This window comes from Hymenobacter persicinus (assembly GCF_004167665.1).
GTDB lineage: Bacteria > Bacteroidota > Bacteroidia > Cytophagales > Hymenobacteraceae > Hymenobacter > Hymenobacter persicinus.
On sequence record NZ_SEWE01000050.1, the window covers coordinates 1 to 15,315 of the forward strand.

Sequence of the window (15,315 nt, forward strand, 5' to 3'; positions counted from 1 at the left end):
CTGCTGACCCTGGGCGGCGTCTCGGCCCAAACCCGCGAAATCTACACCAACCCCAAGTTCAGCGCCCTGGCTCAAAACCACAAGACCCTGGCCATTCTGCCCTTTGCCGTGACGCTGCAGCTGCGGCCCAACGAGGTAACCAAAAACGGCGGCCCGGAAGGCGTGGCCAAGATGGAGCAGCGCGAAGGTCTCGACGTGCAGAATGCCCTGCACTCGTACTTTCTGAAGCGCAAGGAAGATAAGGACATGACCGTAGACGTGCAGGACCCTGCCCGCACCAACGCCCTGCTGACCAAGAACGGCGTGACGGCGGCCAACGCAGCCACGTTTACGCCCGAGCAGCTGGCCAAATTCCTGGGGGTCGACGGCATCATCTCCGGCACGTTCAGTAGCTCCCAGCCCATGTCGGGCGGCGCGGCCATTGCCATGACCATGCTCGTGGGCGCCAGCGGCCCCACCAACACGGGCAAGCTCATGATTAACATCAACGACGGCGCCACCGGCGAGTTGCTCTGGAAATACGACAAGTCCCTGTCGCGCGGCCTGGGCTCCGACACGAACTCCATCGTGACGACCATCATGCGCAAGGCGTCGCGGCAGTTTCCGTATTCCAAGGAGTTCAAGAGCTAAGGTGGCGAAACAAAGCGGCCGGAATCGGGTCTTCACCTGAACCTCACCCGCGGCCCGGAGGTTGTAGTCGCAACGGCGGACTTCGGCCCCCACAGCAGGCTAAAACTGGCAGGATAGTTGGCTGCCAGCCCAAAAAACCTAATATTTGTTTCCCTCACCTCTCCTAACAACTCACAATCATGAAAAAAGCACTCGTTCTGGCTTTGTCGCTCTCGCTGGCTGGCTTTGCCGCCCAGGCGCAGTCGACGGCCGTAAAGCCCGCCAACGCCCAGGAAAAGGTAGTTGGCCCCCAGATCCAGTTTGACGAAATGAAGTACGAGTTTCCCGCCATCAAGCAGGGCGATGTCGTGGAGCACACCTTCAAGTTCAAGAACGTGGGCACCCAGCCGCTGGTCATTTCCAACATCGGCGTGAGCTGCGGCTGCACTACCCCGGAGTGGACCAAAGACCCGGTAATGCCCGGCAAAACCGGCACCATCTCGGCCAAATTCAACAGCGCCGGCAAAATGGGCATGCAGAACAAAGTGCTGACCATTGAGTCGAACTCGGTTGGCGGCAACGCCATGGTCTCACTGGTTGGGGAGGTAAAGGATGCCGCGGCCGCCAACGCCACGCCCAACATGACGGTGGAGTCGAAGTCGGAAACCCCGATGGACGCCAATGGCAAGCAGAAAATGAAAATGGGGGACAGCAAAATGAAAGCTAAGAAGAAGTCGTAAGCCTTCTTCTCCCCACCAAAAAAGGGCGGCCCGCATCGTGCGGACCGCCCTTTTTTTAGTTTGTGAGACGGTGAGGTGGTGAGTTATCGTTCTGTTGGAGCTACTGGCGCAAAACTGCGCCGGCCGAACATCAAACTCACCATTTCACCAGTTCACTATTTCACCACTCGTACGGCCAGCAGCAGGCTGATCCAGCCGGCAATGAGCAGCAGGCCGCCCAGGGGGGCTACGGCGCCGAGCTTGGTGATGCCCGTGAAGCAGAGCGTGTAGAGCGAGCCGCTGAAAATGATGATGCCGCTCAGCCAGAGCCAGGCCGTGGTGTGCAGGGCGCGCAGCTCGGGGCGCACGGCCAGCAGCACGCCGATGCCGAGCAGGGCCAGGGTGTGGTAGAACTGGTAGCGGACGGCGGTTTCAAACGTGTCGAAGCGGCCGGAAGCTTCCAGCATGGCGCGCAGACCGTGGGCCCCGAAGGCGCCGATGGCCACGCCCAGGCCCCCGAGCAGGGCCGCAATCTGGAGAATCAAACGTGCATTCATTCGGAGAAAATGAGACTGGTTAAGAGTTGCTAGGTGACGGTTAGATGCCGCGCCAGGAAGGCGAAAAGAGTGGTGCGCCCCGATGGAACATCAACTCACCATTTCACCACCTGCCTTAGCGGGCCCCAAAAATAGCGCGGCCCACCCGAATCAGCGTGCTGCCTTCCTCGATGGCCAGCTTATAGTCGGCGCTCATGCCCATCGAAATTTCCCGGAACTCGGGCTGGGCGGCAAAATACTGGGCCTTTAGCTCCTCGAAAAAGCCGCGCAACTCCCGAAATTCCCGGCGCAGCTGGTCTTGGTCGGGGGTATTGGTAGCCACGCCCATCACGCCGGTCAGCTGCACGTGGCGTAGGTTCTGGTAGGATTCAGAGCGCAGTATTTCGTGGGCTTCAGCCAAGCTCAGGCCCGACTTGGTTTCCTCGTCGGCAATGTGAAACTGGAGGAGCCCGCGCACTACCCGGTCGTGCTTGGCGGCCTGCTTCTCAATTTCCTGGAGCAGCTTCAGGCTGTCGATGCTCTGGATGGTGTGCACGAAGGGTGCCACGTACTTCACCTTGTTGGTTTGCAGGTGTCCAATCAGGTGCCACTCAATGTCAGTGGGCAGCTCGGGCTGCTTGGCTACCATTTCCTGGACCTTGTTTTCGCCAAACAGTCGGGCGCCGGCGTCGTAGGCTTCCCGCAGCTTGTCCACGGGGTGAGTTTTGGTGACCGTAACCAGGCGGCAGCCGGTGCCGGCGAGCTGGGTTTGAAAAAAGTGCAGGTTGTCGGCAATAGACATGGGCGGGCAGAAAAGAAACGGTGGGCGCAGGCGGCGGAGCTAGTCTTCCAGGGCGTTGGTGAGAAACGTGTTTTTCAACGCCAGCCAGAGCAGCCACAGCCCCACGGCCCACAACAGGTAAATGCGGTAATAGTCTTTCGTGTTGCGGAAGCGGGTCTGCTTGATTTCGGACTTCTCGTACTGGTCGATGCGTTGAAATACGCGGCGCAGACCGGCATTGTCGGCGGCCCGGAAAAACTGCCCGTCGCCGGCCTGGGCCAGTTCCCGCATGGTGGTTTCGTCGAGGCGGGTTTCCACGTAGCGCTGGATGCCCGCCGCGTCGGTGCCGTAGGGCACGTAGCCATCCTTGCCCAGCCCGATGGTGTAGATTTTCAGCCCGTAGGCGTGGGCCAGCCGGGCCGCCGTGATGGGGTCGAGGCTACCGGCGGTATTTTCGCCGTCCGAAATCAGGATGCAGACCTTGGTGCGGCTCCGCGACTCCCGCAGGCGGTTGGTGGCCACGCCCAGAGCCGTGCCAATGGCCGTACCGTCGTTGGCAATCATGCCCAGCTTGAGGCCCGCAATGTTTTCGCGCAGCAAATCGTAGTCGGTGGTCAGCGGGGCCAAAGAGTAGGCGTCGCCGGCAAACACGACCAGCCCGATCCGGTCCCCCACGCGGCCGTCGATGAATTCCCGGGCCACGCGCTTGGCCGCTTCGAGGCGGTTGGGCTTCAGATCCTGGAGTTCCATGGAGCCCGACACGTCGAGCAGCAGCAGAATGTCGATGCCCTCCCCCGACTGCACCACCCGCTCGTCGGTGCGCTGGGGGCGGGCCAGGGCCACGATGCCAAACGCCAGGCTCAGAGCCAGTACCAGGTCGGGCAAAAACCGCAGAACTGAGGTCCAGTCGCGGCGGACCTGCCCGGCCACGAAGGCCACGCCCAGGCGGGAGCGGCGGCGGTGCACCAGAGCCCAGCGCAGCACAAACAGCAGCGGAATCAGCGGAATCAGCAGCAGCAGCCGGGGCTGTTCCCAGGTGTAGCTGCTCAGCGTGGCATAGCGCAGCCCATCCACGAGGGGAGCGAGCAGACGTTGCCAGAGCTGTTGCATGAACGGGGAGATGGTGAAATAGTGAAATGATGAAGCCGCCGGCCGTCGTGCGGGCGGGGCTTACTCCGCCAAGCGGGCCACGACCAGCTCGTAGCGCCGTTCGGCAAAGTTACGCAGCAGCACGAAGGCCAAGTCGGTTTCGGCTTCCTCGTCGGTGAACTGATTGCCGTAGATAACCCGGTCGGCAATGCGCAACGACATGTTCACGTCCTTGTCGTTCTGGTAGTGAGCTACTACCTCCTTAGTGGTCAGGCTGTTGATGGTGTTGTTTTCGAGCACCGAGAGGTAGTTTTTCCACAGCGTAATGGCCCGCTCCATGTTGGTCAGGGACCGGGAAAGGCTGAACCGCTCGATGTGGCGGGCGTATTGGGCCAGAAAGTAGGCGTGGTTTTTCCGCAGCTTGTAGAGCTGGTAGCGCCGGCGCAGGCGGCGGCCGAAACCCAGAAACAAGCCCAGCGCCACTAAGGCCAGCAGTCCGGCCCCGGCCAGCCAGTACGGGTAGTTGAACTCGGGGCGTACGGGCGTCAGGGCCGTGTTTTGGCGCAGCACGGGTGGCTCGGCCGCGGTGGGCAACGGGGCCGTGCGCAGCAGCCGCACCCGGGCCTCGGGCGCGGGCACCAGCAGCGTGTCGCGGCCCTGCAGCACCGTCACCGACAGACGCAGGTTCTGCACCGAGTCCAGGGCAAAGGTGCGCAGGTGGTAGATGGCGCGGTCGAGGCTGCGGCCCTGGCGGGTGCGGGTGGGTAGGTAGGTTTTGCCTACAAACTCGAAGGGCGCGAAGTCGGCCGTGGAGTCGGGGAAGATGATTTCCTGGGTGGGAGCATGCCGGTAGCTGAGCTCGTAGTCGATGATTTCGCCCACGCGGGTGGCCGGCCGGCGAAACCGGCTGGTCAGCTCGTCGGCGGGCGGCTGCGCCAGGGCTGGTATCCCGGCCAGTAGCAGCCCTGCTGCCAGTACCCACCCCGCGCGGCCCCGCCCTTGTGTTGCCGGTGTGCTCATGTTAGGCGCGGCCTCCCCGCTGGTTGCGCTGGCGAAACAGCTTCACGAGCTGGGGCACGAAGTCGGCGTCGGTGGCAATGGACAGGTATTCGGTGCGGTGGCGGCGGCAAATCTGGCCAATCTGGTCCCGGTTCTGCTCGTAGGTGGCCCGGTAGCGCGCCCGGAAAGCTTCCGATGAAGTGTTCACCCACACCGTGCGCCCGGATTCCTGGTCGAGCAACGGAATGATGCCCAGGGGCGGAAACTCCCGCTCCCGCTGGTCGAGCAGCTGAATCACCACCAAATCGTGCTTGCGGGCCAGCATGGTCAGTTCCCGCTCGTAGTTGGTGTCGATGAAGTCGGAGATGAGCAGGATGATGCTGCGCCGCTTGAGCAGCCCCAGGGCCTGCTTGATGCCCGCGCCCACGGCCGTGTGCCGGGATTTGGGCTCCAAATCAAACAGGCGCTTGATGAGCGTGTAGGCGTGGCGGATGCCCTTGCCGGGGGCCAGGTACAGCTCTTTCTGGTCGGAGAAGGCCATGATGCCGAGCTGGGCATCCTGGCGGGCGGCGGCCAAAGCCAGAATCCCGCAGATTTCGCGGCCCACGTCGAGCTTGCGGCGGCCGGCGGCGCCCACCTGCTGGGAGGCACTCACGTCGAGCAGCAGCAGCACCGACTGCTCCCGCTCTTCCTTGTAGGTTTTCACGAACGTGCCGTGGCCCTTGCTCGATACGGCCCAGTCGATGGCGCGCACCTCGTCGCCGTACTGGTAGAGGCGCACGTCGTCGAATTCGAGGCCCGTGCCCTTAAATACGGAGTTGAAATCCCCCTGGAGCTGGGCATCCGCCGCCTTTAAAATGCGTATTTCCATCTGCCGCAGCTTGCGGACAATTTGTTGGAACGGGGTGGCGGTGGGCGAATTCATTTCAGCTAAACTACGGCTTCCTCCTAACTTTGCAGCGTGAAAAAGCTCCCCCCGCGTCTATTTGTGCCTTTGCTACTGCTGCTGACCGGGTTGCTGACTCAGTGCCAGCGCCCGGAAGAAGCCCAGCCCCCGCAGCCCCTGCTGCCCAAAGCCAAGGTAGCGAGCCTGCTGACGGAGATGCACCTGACCGAGTCGCGGGTGGAAAGCGCGGGCCTGCCCCCGGATTCGGCCCGGGCCCTGTACATCCAGTTGCACAAGTCCATCCTGTGGCGCCAGGAAGTGACGGATTCGCTGTTTCAGCGCAGCTACCGCTACTATTCCGTGCACGACAAAGACCTGGACGAAATCTACGGCGCCGTTATCGACAGCCTGGCCGCGCGCAAGCTGCGCCTGACCAATCCGCAGGCCGCCCAGCAGGCGCAGGAGCTGCCCCAGTGGGAAAAGTAGCCGGCTAAGCCAGCCGAGTGCCGTTGGGCACCGGACCGGCCAGCGTGGCCAGCACAATGTCGCCCTGGGCATCGGGGGCGCCCGTGACCAGCACCTCGGAACGGAAGGGCCCGATCTGCTTCACCGGAAAGTTGACTACGCACAGCACCTGGCGGCCCACCAGCTCGGCCAGGGAATAGTGGCGGGTAATCTGGGCGCTGGAGCGCTTCACGCCGATTTCGGGGCCGAAGTCAATCAACAGCTGGTAGGCGGGCTTACGGGCCTGGGGAAATTCGCGGGCTTCGAGGATGGTGCCCACGCGCAGGTCAACGCGCTCAAAGTCGGCCCAGGAGATGGGAGCAGAAGTGTCCATGGCCGCAAATTAGAAGTTTCGGCGCTACTGCGGCAGGGCAAACTTGTCGAGCAGGGCTAGGCGCTGGCGAACCTGCTCCTCCCAGAACTTCTGCTTGGCCTCGTTCAGGCCGTTGTTGGTTTCGCCGTCGTAACGGGCTTCCTCGCGCTTCCAGGCCGAGAAAGCCGCATTCGACAGGTTGCGGAAGGCCGGCTGCAGGTGCTCGCAGTCAAGCTTGGCCACGGCCAGCTTCTGGCGCATCATGCGCGCGTGCAGCTCCGTGATGTCGAAGTGCAGCTGCTCGTGGCGCAGCAGGTTGGGCGTGGCCTTTTTCGCGTCGCGCACCCACGACTCGGCTGGCACAAATACGGCATTGACCTGGCCCGAAAACACGTAGTCCTTGCAGCCGATCTGGGCATCGATAGTCGCCGAGGTGAGGGCTGCGAGCTGGTCGGCGGGCTGGGGGCGGGCCTTGAAGTCGGCCCAGGTCAGCGGCCGGTTTGCCGACCAGGTGATTTTCTCCCCGGACGCGGCCGACGGAGCGGCTTGGGGAGGCGTAGGAGCGGCAAATAAGCCCAGCAGGGGCAGCAGAAAAGGGAAAAAGAGCATCGGGCGAAGTCAGGCAGAAACAGGTTGAAGGCGGAAGCGCCACTACGATTTCCCAAAGCTATTCCAGCGTAGCTTGGTTCCCAACCGCGGCCTTGGGTGCCGGCCCTAGCGGCCGACGGCGACGGGCTGAGGCCGGGCCAGCGTGGCGCTGTGCTGGCGGAAGCGCCAGAGCAGCACGCCGGCCACCAGGGTAAGGCCAGTCAGCAGCCCGACCCACACGCCGATGGCACCCAGGCCAAGGCCGAACCCGAGCCAGTAGCCGATGGGCAGCGCAAAAGCCCAATAGGCCAGCAGCGCCACCACGGAGGGTACTTTCACGTCTTCTAGCCCCCGCAAAGCTCCCAAGCCCACCACCTGCAGGCCGTCGGAAACCTGGAACAGAGCGGCAATGAGCAGCAACGTGGCGGCCTGAGCTACCACCTCCGGGTCGTGGTTGTAAAAGTGCGGCACGAAGTGGCGGCCCAGAATCAGCAGCAGGGCCATGGTCCCCATGAAGACGAAGGTGAGGCCGTAGGCCGTGAAGCCGGCCTGCCGGGCGCCGGGCATGTCGCCGGTGCCGCGGAAGTAGCCCACCCGAATGGTGGCCGCGGCCGCAATGCCGCTGGCGGCCATGTAAGTCACAGAAGCCACGTTGATGGCAATCTGGTGGGCGGCCAGGGAAGTAGCGCCCAGCCAGCCAATCATGATGGCCGAAAAGCTGAAGGCGCCCATTTCAAACATCATCTGCACGCCGATGGGGGCGCCGAGGCCAAAAATCCGGCGCAGCGTGGCGCGGGCCGGTTGCAGCCAGGAGCCGGCCGCTTCCCGGTAGGCCTGCAGGCGCTGGGCGCGCAGCACGTAAGTCGCCATAAAGACGGCCATCAGAATGCGGGAAATAAGCGTGGCCCAGGCCGAGCCCATCATGCCCATAGCCGGCGCGCCAAAATGCCCGAAGATGAGGGTGTAGCAGAGCAGAGCGTTGACCACGTTGGCCATAATCGACAGGAACATGGCCTGCCGGGTCAAGCCCAGGCCTTCGGCAAACTGCTTGAAGCCCTGAAATACCAGCAGCGGCAGCAAGGACAAAAACAGCACCCGCACCCAGGGCGCGGCCAGCCGCACGACTTCGGCCGGCTGATTCAGGTAGCCCAGCAGCGGGGCAATGAGTAAGCCCACGGCCGCCAGCACCAGGCCGGCCAGGGCGCTGAGCCAGACCCCATTTTTGAGTAGGCTGCCCAATGCGGCCACGTCGCGCTGGCCGTTGGCGGCGGCCACCAGCGGCGTAATGCCCATCGACAAACCCAGCCCGAGTACCATGACGACCGTATTCACGCTCACGCCCAACGACACGGCCGCCAGCGGAATCTTGCCGGTCTGGCCTACCATCACACTGTCGCAGACGTTGACCAGCACGTGGCCTAACTGGCTCAAAACTACCGGGTAGGCCAGCAGTAGCGTGGGTTTAATATGGGGGCGGATGGCGGTAAGCGGCATGACGGGCAGGCAAATGAGCCCGCAAAGGTACGACACCCCGCCCCAGCCCCCACCCGAAAGTTACCCGTGGTTCACTGGCAGGGCCGCCAGTGCCGCTGACAGGCGCCGCAGGCCTTCGCGCAGCAGGGGCTCGGGTACGGCGCAGGAAATGCGGGCAAAGCCCGGTGCGTCGCAGGTGGCCCCATCCACCAGCTCCACACCGGCGTTTTTCAAGTAGGTAAACAGCCGGGCCGACGCCTCCGCCGGGGGCAGAGCGGGGTCGAGGTAGGCCGTGAAGTCGGGAAAGGCGTAGTACGTGCCTTCCGGCACCGAGCACCGCACGCCGGGCAGCGCCGCCAGGGTTTGCAGCAGGTAGGCCCGGGCCGGGGCCAAGCGGGTACGCAACGTGGCGGAGATGTCGGCCGCGGCCTGGGTAGCGGCCAGCGCGGCCTGCTGACTCAGCACCGGCACGGCGGCGCTGGTGGCAAATTGCCAGGCAGCGCAGGCCTGGGCCAGCCCGGCCGGGGCAATCAGGTAGCCCACTCCCCAGCCCACCAACGCCAGAGACTTGGAAAAACCATTCACCACCACGTGCTGGCTCAGCGGATCAGGCCATTCGAGCAGGGACGGCAGGGGGACGGGGCCGAAGCTGATGTGGTCGTAGATTTCGTCGGATATCACCACCAGCCGCTCAAATTCGCGGGTTACGGCCAGCAAGGCCGCCAGCTCAGCCCGCTGGTAAAGCCGGCCGGTGGGGTTGTTCGGGTTGCTCAGCAACAACACCCGGGTGGCCGGGGTGAGGGCCGCGCGTAAAGCCTCGGGTGTCAGGGCGTAGTCGTCGGCTGCGGACAGGGGCAGGGTGCGCAACGTGCCGCCGGCGTTGGCCACCAGCCCGCGGAAGCCAAACCAGTTGGGCGTAGGCAGCAGCACTTCGTCGCCGGGCTGAAGCAGGGTCTTGAGCAAGGCAAACAGAGCCGGCTTGGCCCCCAGCGTCACCACCACCTGCTCGGCCGTCACACGGGCTCCCTGGGCGCGGTAGCGGGCCGCCAAAGCCTCGCGCAGCGCCGGCAGGCCCTGAATCGGGCTGACCGGCAGCTGGCCCTGGGCGGTAAGCGTGGGCCCGGCCGCAGCCAACGCCACGGCGGGTACGGGAAAGTCGCCGTAGCCGGAGGCCAGGCTGATAAGGTCCGGGAAATTCATGCGGCAGCGGCAAAAACCAGATGGCCTGGGCTAGGCGCCCGGCTTGAGCACCACGTCGGCGAAGTAGTGCTGCTCGTCGGTGAAGAAGGTTTCGGGGTGCAGGCCCGCCTCGGTGGCCATGGCCGTGATGATGGGCTGGGTGAACTTGTAGGAGTTTTCGGTGTGAATCGTTTCCCAGGCCGCAAACTCAAACTGGCGGCCCAACGCTGGCATCGTTACGGTTTGCGCAGCCGTGCTGACCAGAAAAGAGCGTACCGCCCCGCTGATGGGGTCGTAGTCGGTGTAGTGCTGCCAGCGGCTGAGGTCGAAGTCGGCGCCCAGTTCCCGGTTCAGGCGCCGCAGCAGGTTCAGATTGAAGGCCGCCGTCACGCCCTGGCTGTCGTCATAGGCCCGCCGGATCTGGCGCGGATCCTTCTGCAGGTCGAAGCCGATAAGCAGCCGGTCGTCGGAAGTCAGTGGGCGGGCCAAGGCGCGCAGAAACTCCTGCCGGTCGGCGGGCAGGAAGTTGCCGATGTTGGAGCCCAGAAACAGGATGGCTTTGCGGCCGGGCCGGGTGGCCATCACGGCCAGGGCCTTGGTGTACTCGGCCACCATGCCTTCCACCCGCAGCTCGGGCAGCTCCACGCGCAGGCTGGCCGAAAGTCCGTCGATGGCCGCCGCCGAGATGTCGACGGGCACGTAGGTGAAGTTGGCCCCGCTGGCCAGCAGTTCGCGGAGCAGGATCTTGGTTTTGAGGCCGTCGCCGGCACCTAGTTCGAGCAAAAAGAAGGGCTCGTCGGCCGCCTCGGGCCGCAGGGCGGCCGCAATTGCCGCCCGGGGGGTGGTGAGCAGGGCAAACTCGGTGCGAGTAGGGTAATACTCGGGCAGGGCCATGATCTGCTGAAACAGACGGCTGCCCTCGTCATCGTAGAAGTACATCGACGAAAGCGTTTTCTGCGGGCGGCTCAGGCCTTCAGCTACGTGCTGGGCCAAGGCGGAAGTCGGACTGGCCGTCTGGGCTGGGGAGGCCGCGGGCGAGGAAGTAGACATAGGAAAGGCGGAGAGAGAAAGAATAGGCGGGAGAGGAGCCGCCCCGAACCAGGAAAAAGCGCTGCTAGCGGGCCAGGCGGATGCCGGTGAACTGCCAGCGCTTGTCGGCGTGGAAGAAATTGCGGTAAGTCAGGCGGATGTGGCTTTCGGGCGTGGCGCAGGAGCCGCCCCGTAGCACGAGCTGGTTGAGCATAAACTTGCCGTTGTACTCGCCCAAAGCCCCGGCCGCGCGCTGGTAGCCAGGGTAGGGATGGTAAGCCGAATACGTCCATTCCCAGACGTCGCCGAGCAACTGGTGGCACTGGGTGGGGTCGGCGTCGGGAGCCAGGGGCTGGGGGTCGAAGCGCTGGCTTTCCAGCCAGGTGCCGGTAGCCGCAACGGGGTTGAAGTGCCGGGCCGCAATTTCCCATTCCTGCTCGGTGGGCAGCCGGGCCCCGGCCCAGTGGGCGTAGGCATCGGCCTCGTAGAAGCTCACGTGAGTCACGGGAGCGGCCAGGTTCAGAGGCAGCAGGCCGTGGTGGGTGAAGCGGTACCAGCCATCGACTTTGCGCACCCAGTACAGCGGCGCTTCCCACTGCTCCTGCTGGGCCAGATCCCAGCCTTCGCCGAGCCAGTAGCGGAAGTCCCGGTAGCCGCCGGCTTCGATAAACTGCAAGTACTCGGCATTGGTCACCAAGCGGTTTTGCAGGCTGAAGTCGGCCACGTAGGTGTCGTGAGGGGCCTGCTCATTATCGAAGCAGAAGCCGGGCCCTTCGAAGCCGATGCGGTACACGCCCCCGGCCACGGGCAGCCAGGCGGCAGGGGCGGGCTCCGCGGCAGGTGCGCCCGCGGCCGCGGGCAGATAGGCCGGGGCCAGGGGGCTGGTGCTCAGGATGTATTTAATGTCGGTGACCAGCAGCTCCTGGTGCTGCTGCTCGTGCTGCAGGCCTAGCTCAAACAGCTCAGTAAACGCCGCAGGCAGCTCGGCTTCGCGGTCTTGCAGGTCGCCCAAAAGCTGGCTCATCCGCTCATCTACGTAAGCGCGGTAGGCGTACACGTCGTGGAGCGGGGGCCGGGAAAGCGTGCCCCGGTCGGCACGGTTGACGCGGCTGCCCAGCGAGTTGTAGTAGGAGTTGAACAAAAAGGCGTAGTCGGGGTGAAAAACCTGGTAGTCGTCCGCGTATTCCTTCAGCAGAAACGTTTCGAAAAACCAGGTGGTATGCGCCAAGTGCCACTTCGGCGGGCTCACGTCGATAACGGGCTGCACGACCGTGTCTTCGGGCAGCAGCGGGCGGCAGAGGTCGGCCGTTTGCTGGCGCACGGCCTGGTAGCGGCGCAGCAGCGCGGGCAGTACCGACGGAACTGGCGGCGCGGCGGGAAGGGGCGAGGAGAGCATGGGCAGGAAGTCTGAGGTGGGCACCAAGGTAACTGGAAAAGCGCCGGACGGGTTTTGAGCAGCGCGGTATCAGAATTTATGCCCTTCGGTGCACTGATTTCGGACATTATACTATTCCGTTGCTATTGATTCTCGGTACTTATCGCGCCTAGTCCCTGAAAGTACGTAGAGCTCGTCAGTAGAAGTTGGTATTTTAGGGTTTAAAGAGGGTTTTAGGAGTGCTTATGATTATCCTTGCTCACTGCCAGCCCGTTGAAGGAAACAGGTTTGCTATTTCACTTTTCCGTTCCCCAAACTTTCCGAGCTATGATCACCAACAACCCAACCTCGAAAACGCGCTCTGCCGAAGCTGGCCGCACTGCCGGCGCAGCCAAGGCCACCAGCCCCAACGGTAAAAGTATGCGCGGCTTCGCGGCCATGGATCCGGCCGAACAGCGGCGCATTGCCAGCGAAGGCGGCCGGGCTTCGCACGAAAGCGGCCGCGGCCACCGGTTTACTTCCGAAGAAGCCCGCGCGGCCGGCCGCAAAGGCGGTCAGGCCAGCCGCACCCGCACTACTACCGGCGGCACTGGAACCAGCGCCACCCGCTAATCTGCTCTGATTTCGCCCCCATTCTGACCACTCTTTCGGTTGTTAAGAAGCCTTTCTGCTCAGCAGGAAGGCTTTTTCGTTTAACCCGGCCGCCGCAACGGCCGGAACGCTGTTATTTGCGGGTTCAACTCCTGCCTTATGCTTCAGCTAACCTGGTCGCGACGCGCGCTGCGCTTCAACTTTCCGGCCCGCACCTCCCGCGGGGCCCTCACCGAGCACGTGGCCTACTACCTGCACCTGACCGACACTGCCCAGCCCGGGCGCCGCGGGCTGGGGGAAGCCGCCCCCCTGGCCGGGCTCAGCCCCGACTTCGGGCCGGACTTCGAAGCCCGGGTGGCCGCCGTCTGCGCCGAGTTCAACCAGCGCAGCTTCGCTGACCTGACGCCGGCCCAGGCGCGGGAGTTGGTAGGGGCGGAGTGGCCGGCCCTGCGCTTCGGCCTCGAAACGGCGGCCCTGAGTTGGCAAAGCCCGACGCCGACTCAGCTCTACGACACGCCTTTCAGTCGGGGGGAAGCCGGTATTCCCATCAATGGTCTGGTCTGGATGGGCGACGCGGCTTTTATGCGGGAGCAGATTCAGAAAAAACTGACCGAGGGCTATTCCTGTCTCAAGCTTAAAATCGGGGGGCTCGACTTTGCCACCGAGCTCCGCCTGCTGGCCGAAATCCGGACGGTGGCCAGCCCCGACCAGCTCACGCTGCGCGTGGATGCCAATGGCGCTTTTTCGCCCGCCGAGGCGCTGGACAAGCTGCGGGCGCTGGCGGCCTTCGAGTTGCATTCTATCGAACAGCCCATCCGGGCCGGGCAGTGGGACGCCATGGCCGCGCTCTGCCAGACCTCACCCGTGCCCATTGCCCTCGACGAAGAGCTGATCGGGGTGACGGACGCCGGGCGCCAACGGCAACTGCTGGACCAGGTGCAGCCGGCCTACATTATCCTCAAACCCACGCTCGTGGGCGGCCTGCAGGCTTCGCTCGACTGGATTGCGGCAGCAGAGGCCCGCTCCATTGGCTGGTGGCTGACGTCGGCACTGGAATCGAACGTGGGGCTCAACGCCATCAGCCAGTTTGCGGGCCGCTACGCCCGGCCGGGCTTTCCGCAGGGGTTGGGTACGGGGCAGCTCTACCACAACAACGTGGCGGCCCCCCTGCAGATCCGGCGCGGCGCCCTGCATTACGACCCGCAGGGAGCCTGGGAAACCGTGGGCTGAAGCGGGGCGGCGGCGCTACCATCAAGATAGATTTTTTCCTATCTTACCCAGCCCCGCCCTGCTCCCCGTATGTTGTTGCCCTGGTTTCTGAACATGTTCCCGCTGGATCGAAGCTGGTGCTCGCGAAGCCTGCTCGGCCTGCTGCTGCTCGGGCCGCTGGGGTGGGCGCAGCCCATGCCGTTTCGGCTCGTAAGCCGGTCGGCCCACCGCGTCCGCAGCCATTTCGAGCTTCAGCGCAACCTGATTATCCTGTCGGCCAAGCTCAACGGCACCGGGCCCTACAACTTTCTGCTCGACACCGGGGTGGGCACGTCCATCCTGACCGACCCCGGCCTGCGCGAAACCCTGAACCTGCGCGCCGGCCAGCGGTTTCGGGTGCTGGGCGCTGGCAATGAAGCGGCCCTGGAAGCTTTCCAAACCGACAGCGTGCGGGTGGAACTACCCGGCATCGTGGGCGCCCACGTGTCGTTTCTGGTGCTCTCGGAAGACGTACTGAACTTGTCGGGCTACGTGGGCACGCCCATTCACGGCATCCTGGGCTACGACCTGTTTCGCAGCTTCGTCGTGTCGATTAACCCGGCCGAGCTGTCCATCGTCTTTGCCGATCCGGCGCACTACCGGCCGCCGCGCGGCAAGCGCTGGGCCAACCTGCCCCTCGACCTGGAAGGCAACAAAGCCTATATTACCCTGCCCGTGTCGTTGCGCGACTCGCTCACGCTGCCGCTCAAGCTGATTCTGGACACCGGCGCCGGGCACGCGCTGTCGTTGGAAACCAGTTCCGACCCGCGCCTGTCCATTCCGCCTCAGCGCCTGCGCACCCAGCTCGGCCGCGGCCTGAGCGGCTTTATCAACGGTTACCTGGGACGGGTGGCGGCCGTGCAGCTCGGCCGCTACCGGCTGAAAACCCTGCTGACCTCGTTTCCGGACGCCGACAACGTGGCGCTCCGGGCTGAGGTGCCCCGCAACGGCAACATCGGCTTCGAGCTGCTCAAGCGGTTTGACCTGGTGATCAACTACCCCCACAACTACCTGCTGCTGCGGCCCAACGAGCTGTTTCGGGAGCCCTTCGAGCACGACATGTGCGGCTTCGATTTGCTGGCCACCGGGCCTGACTACCGCCGCTACGTGGTGCTGCGGGTGCAGCCCGATTCGCCGGCCGCCCTGGCCGGGCTGCGGCCCGACGATGAAATTGTGTACGTGAACCTGCTGCCCATCAGTTCTTTAACCCTGACCCAGGTCAGCCGCATCTTTCACTCGGCCAACGGGCGCCAGATCCTGCTGGTGGTGCGCCGGGCTAGCGGCGACCTGTACACGACCACCGTGCGGCTGAAGCGCCAGATTTAGGCCCGCCCCGCGGCATCCGGCGGGGGCTAACGCGCGTAAGGCCTAGGGTTGGGCTATAATTTCCCTACAT

At 64.2% G+C, this 15,315-nt stretch carries 17 protein-coding genes; 6 read left to right on the forward strand and 11 right to left on the reverse strand.

The window, feature by feature from the left end:
• Together EWM57_RS17755 and EWM57_RS17760 are read left to right on the forward strand one after the other, a co-directional pair.
• Positions 1-630 (forward strand): hypothetical protein (locus tag EWM57_RS17755; protein ID WP_394345430.1); only part of this gene is annotated, 630 nt, incomplete at its 5' end.
• A gap of 179 nt (positions 631-809) precedes the next feature.
• The gene (locus EWM57_RS17760; protein WP_129922527.1) at positions 810-1,349 is read left to right on the forward strand and encodes a DUF1573 domain-containing protein; all 540 of its coding nucleotides are present in this window, start codon (positions 810-812) and stop codon (positions 1,347-1,349) included.
• A 155-nt stretch (positions 1,350-1,504) separates the two neighbouring features.
• On the opposite strand, the gene EWM57_RS17765 is transcribed toward EWM57_RS17760, so the two are convergent.
• The 5 genes from EWM57_RS17765 to EWM57_RS17785 all read right to left on the reverse strand — a co-directional run bounded on the left by EWM57_RS17765 (position 1,505) and on the right by EWM57_RS17785 (position 5,604).
• The gene (locus EWM57_RS17765; protein ID WP_129922529.1) at positions 1,505-1,885 is read right to left on the reverse strand and encodes a DUF423 domain-containing protein; all 381 of its coding nucleotides are present in this window, start codon (positions 1,883-1,885) and stop codon (positions 1,505-1,507) included.
• A gap of 115 nt (positions 1,886-2,000) precedes the next feature.
• On the reverse strand, positions 2,001-2,666 hold the full coding sequence (locus EWM57_RS17770; RefSeq protein WP_129922531.1) for a YggS family pyridoxal phosphate-dependent enzyme: 666 nt from the start codon (positions 2,664-2,666) through the stop codon (positions 2,001-2,003).
• Positions 2,667-2,705: 39 nt separating this feature from the next.
• Positions 2,706-3,755, reverse strand: coding sequence for a vWA domain-containing protein (locus EWM57_RS17775; RefSeq protein ID WP_129922533.1), 1,050 nt, complete (start codon positions 3,753-3,755; stop codon positions 2,706-2,708).
• A gap of 60 nt (positions 3,756-3,815) precedes the next feature.
• Positions 3,816-4,754, reverse strand: coding sequence for a hypothetical protein (locus EWM57_RS17780; protein WP_129922535.1), 939 nt, complete (start codon positions 4,752-4,754; stop codon positions 3,816-3,818).
• A 1-nt stretch (position 4,755) separates the two neighbouring features.
• Entirely contained in the window at positions 4,756-5,604 is an 849-nt protein-coding gene (locus EWM57_RS17785; protein ID WP_242510129.1) for a DUF58 domain-containing protein, read from the reverse strand.
• Positions 5,605-5,694: 90 nt separating this feature from the next.
• Between EWM57_RS17785 and EWM57_RS17790 the strand changes: the two genes are divergently transcribed.
• Positions 5,695-6,105 (forward strand): DUF4296 domain-containing protein, encoded by a 411-nt coding sequence (locus EWM57_RS17790; RefSeq protein WP_129922540.1) that lies wholly within the window; start codon positions 5,695-5,697, stop codon positions 6,103-6,105.
• A 4-nt stretch (positions 6,106-6,109) separates the two neighbouring features.
• Here the strand turns inward: EWM57_RS17790 and EWM57_RS17795 are convergent, their stop codons facing one another.
• The 6 genes from EWM57_RS17795 to egtB form a co-directional block, all read right to left on the reverse strand.
• Positions 6,110-6,457, reverse strand: coding sequence for a tRNA-binding protein (locus EWM57_RS17795; protein WP_129922542.1), 348 nt, complete (start codon positions 6,455-6,457; stop codon positions 6,110-6,112).
• Positions 6,458-6,481: 24 nt separating this feature from the next.
• Positions 6,482-7,045, reverse strand: a complete 564-nt coding sequence (locus EWM57_RS17800; protein ID WP_129922544.1) for a DUF922 domain-containing protein — start codon at positions 7,043-7,045, stop codon at positions 6,482-6,484.
• Positions 7,046-7,150: 105 nt separating this feature from the next.
• Positions 7,151-8,518: an MATE family efflux transporter gene (locus tag EWM57_RS17805; protein ID WP_129922546.1), complete on the reverse strand. Its 1,368-nt coding sequence runs from the start codon at positions 8,516-8,518 to the stop codon at positions 7,151-7,153.
• Between the two features lie 60 nt (positions 8,519-8,578).
• On the reverse strand, positions 8,579-9,697 hold the full coding sequence (locus EWM57_RS17810) for a pyridoxal phosphate-dependent aminotransferase (RefSeq protein WP_129922548.1): 1,119 nt from the start codon (positions 9,695-9,697) through the stop codon (positions 8,579-8,581).
• A 30-nt stretch (positions 9,698-9,727) separates the two neighbouring features.
• Positions 9,728-10,726 (reverse strand): L-histidine N(alpha)-methyltransferase, encoded by a 999-nt coding sequence (gene egtD, locus EWM57_RS17815; RefSeq protein WP_129922550.1) that lies wholly within the window; start codon positions 10,724-10,726, stop codon positions 9,728-9,730.
• Between the two features lie 64 nt (positions 10,727-10,790).
• Positions 10,791-12,125, reverse strand: a complete 1,335-nt coding sequence (gene egtB, locus EWM57_RS17820) for an ergothioneine biosynthesis protein EgtB (RefSeq protein ID WP_242510130.1) — start codon at positions 12,123-12,125, stop codon at positions 10,791-10,793.
• A gap of 282 nt (positions 12,126-12,407) precedes the next feature.
• Between egtB and EWM57_RS17825 the strand changes: the two genes are divergently transcribed.
• From EWM57_RS17825 to EWM57_RS17835, 3 genes are all read left to right on the forward strand, one after another.
• Positions 12,408-12,692 (forward strand): KGG domain-containing protein, encoded by a 285-nt coding sequence (locus EWM57_RS17825; protein WP_129922552.1) that lies wholly within the window; start codon positions 12,408-12,410, stop codon positions 12,690-12,692.
• A 138-nt stretch (positions 12,693-12,830) separates the two neighbouring features.
• Positions 12,831-13,901: an o-succinylbenzoate synthase gene (locus EWM57_RS17830; RefSeq protein WP_129922554.1), complete on the forward strand. Its 1,071-nt coding sequence runs from the start codon at positions 12,831-12,833 to the stop codon at positions 13,899-13,901.
• 69 nt (positions 13,902-13,970) lie between these two features.
• Complete coding sequence (locus EWM57_RS17835; protein ID WP_129922556.1) at positions 13,971-15,245, forward strand: aspartyl protease family protein; 1,275 nt, start codon at positions 13,971-13,973, stop codon at positions 15,243-15,245.
• Positions 15,246-15,315: the final 70 nt, after the last annotated feature.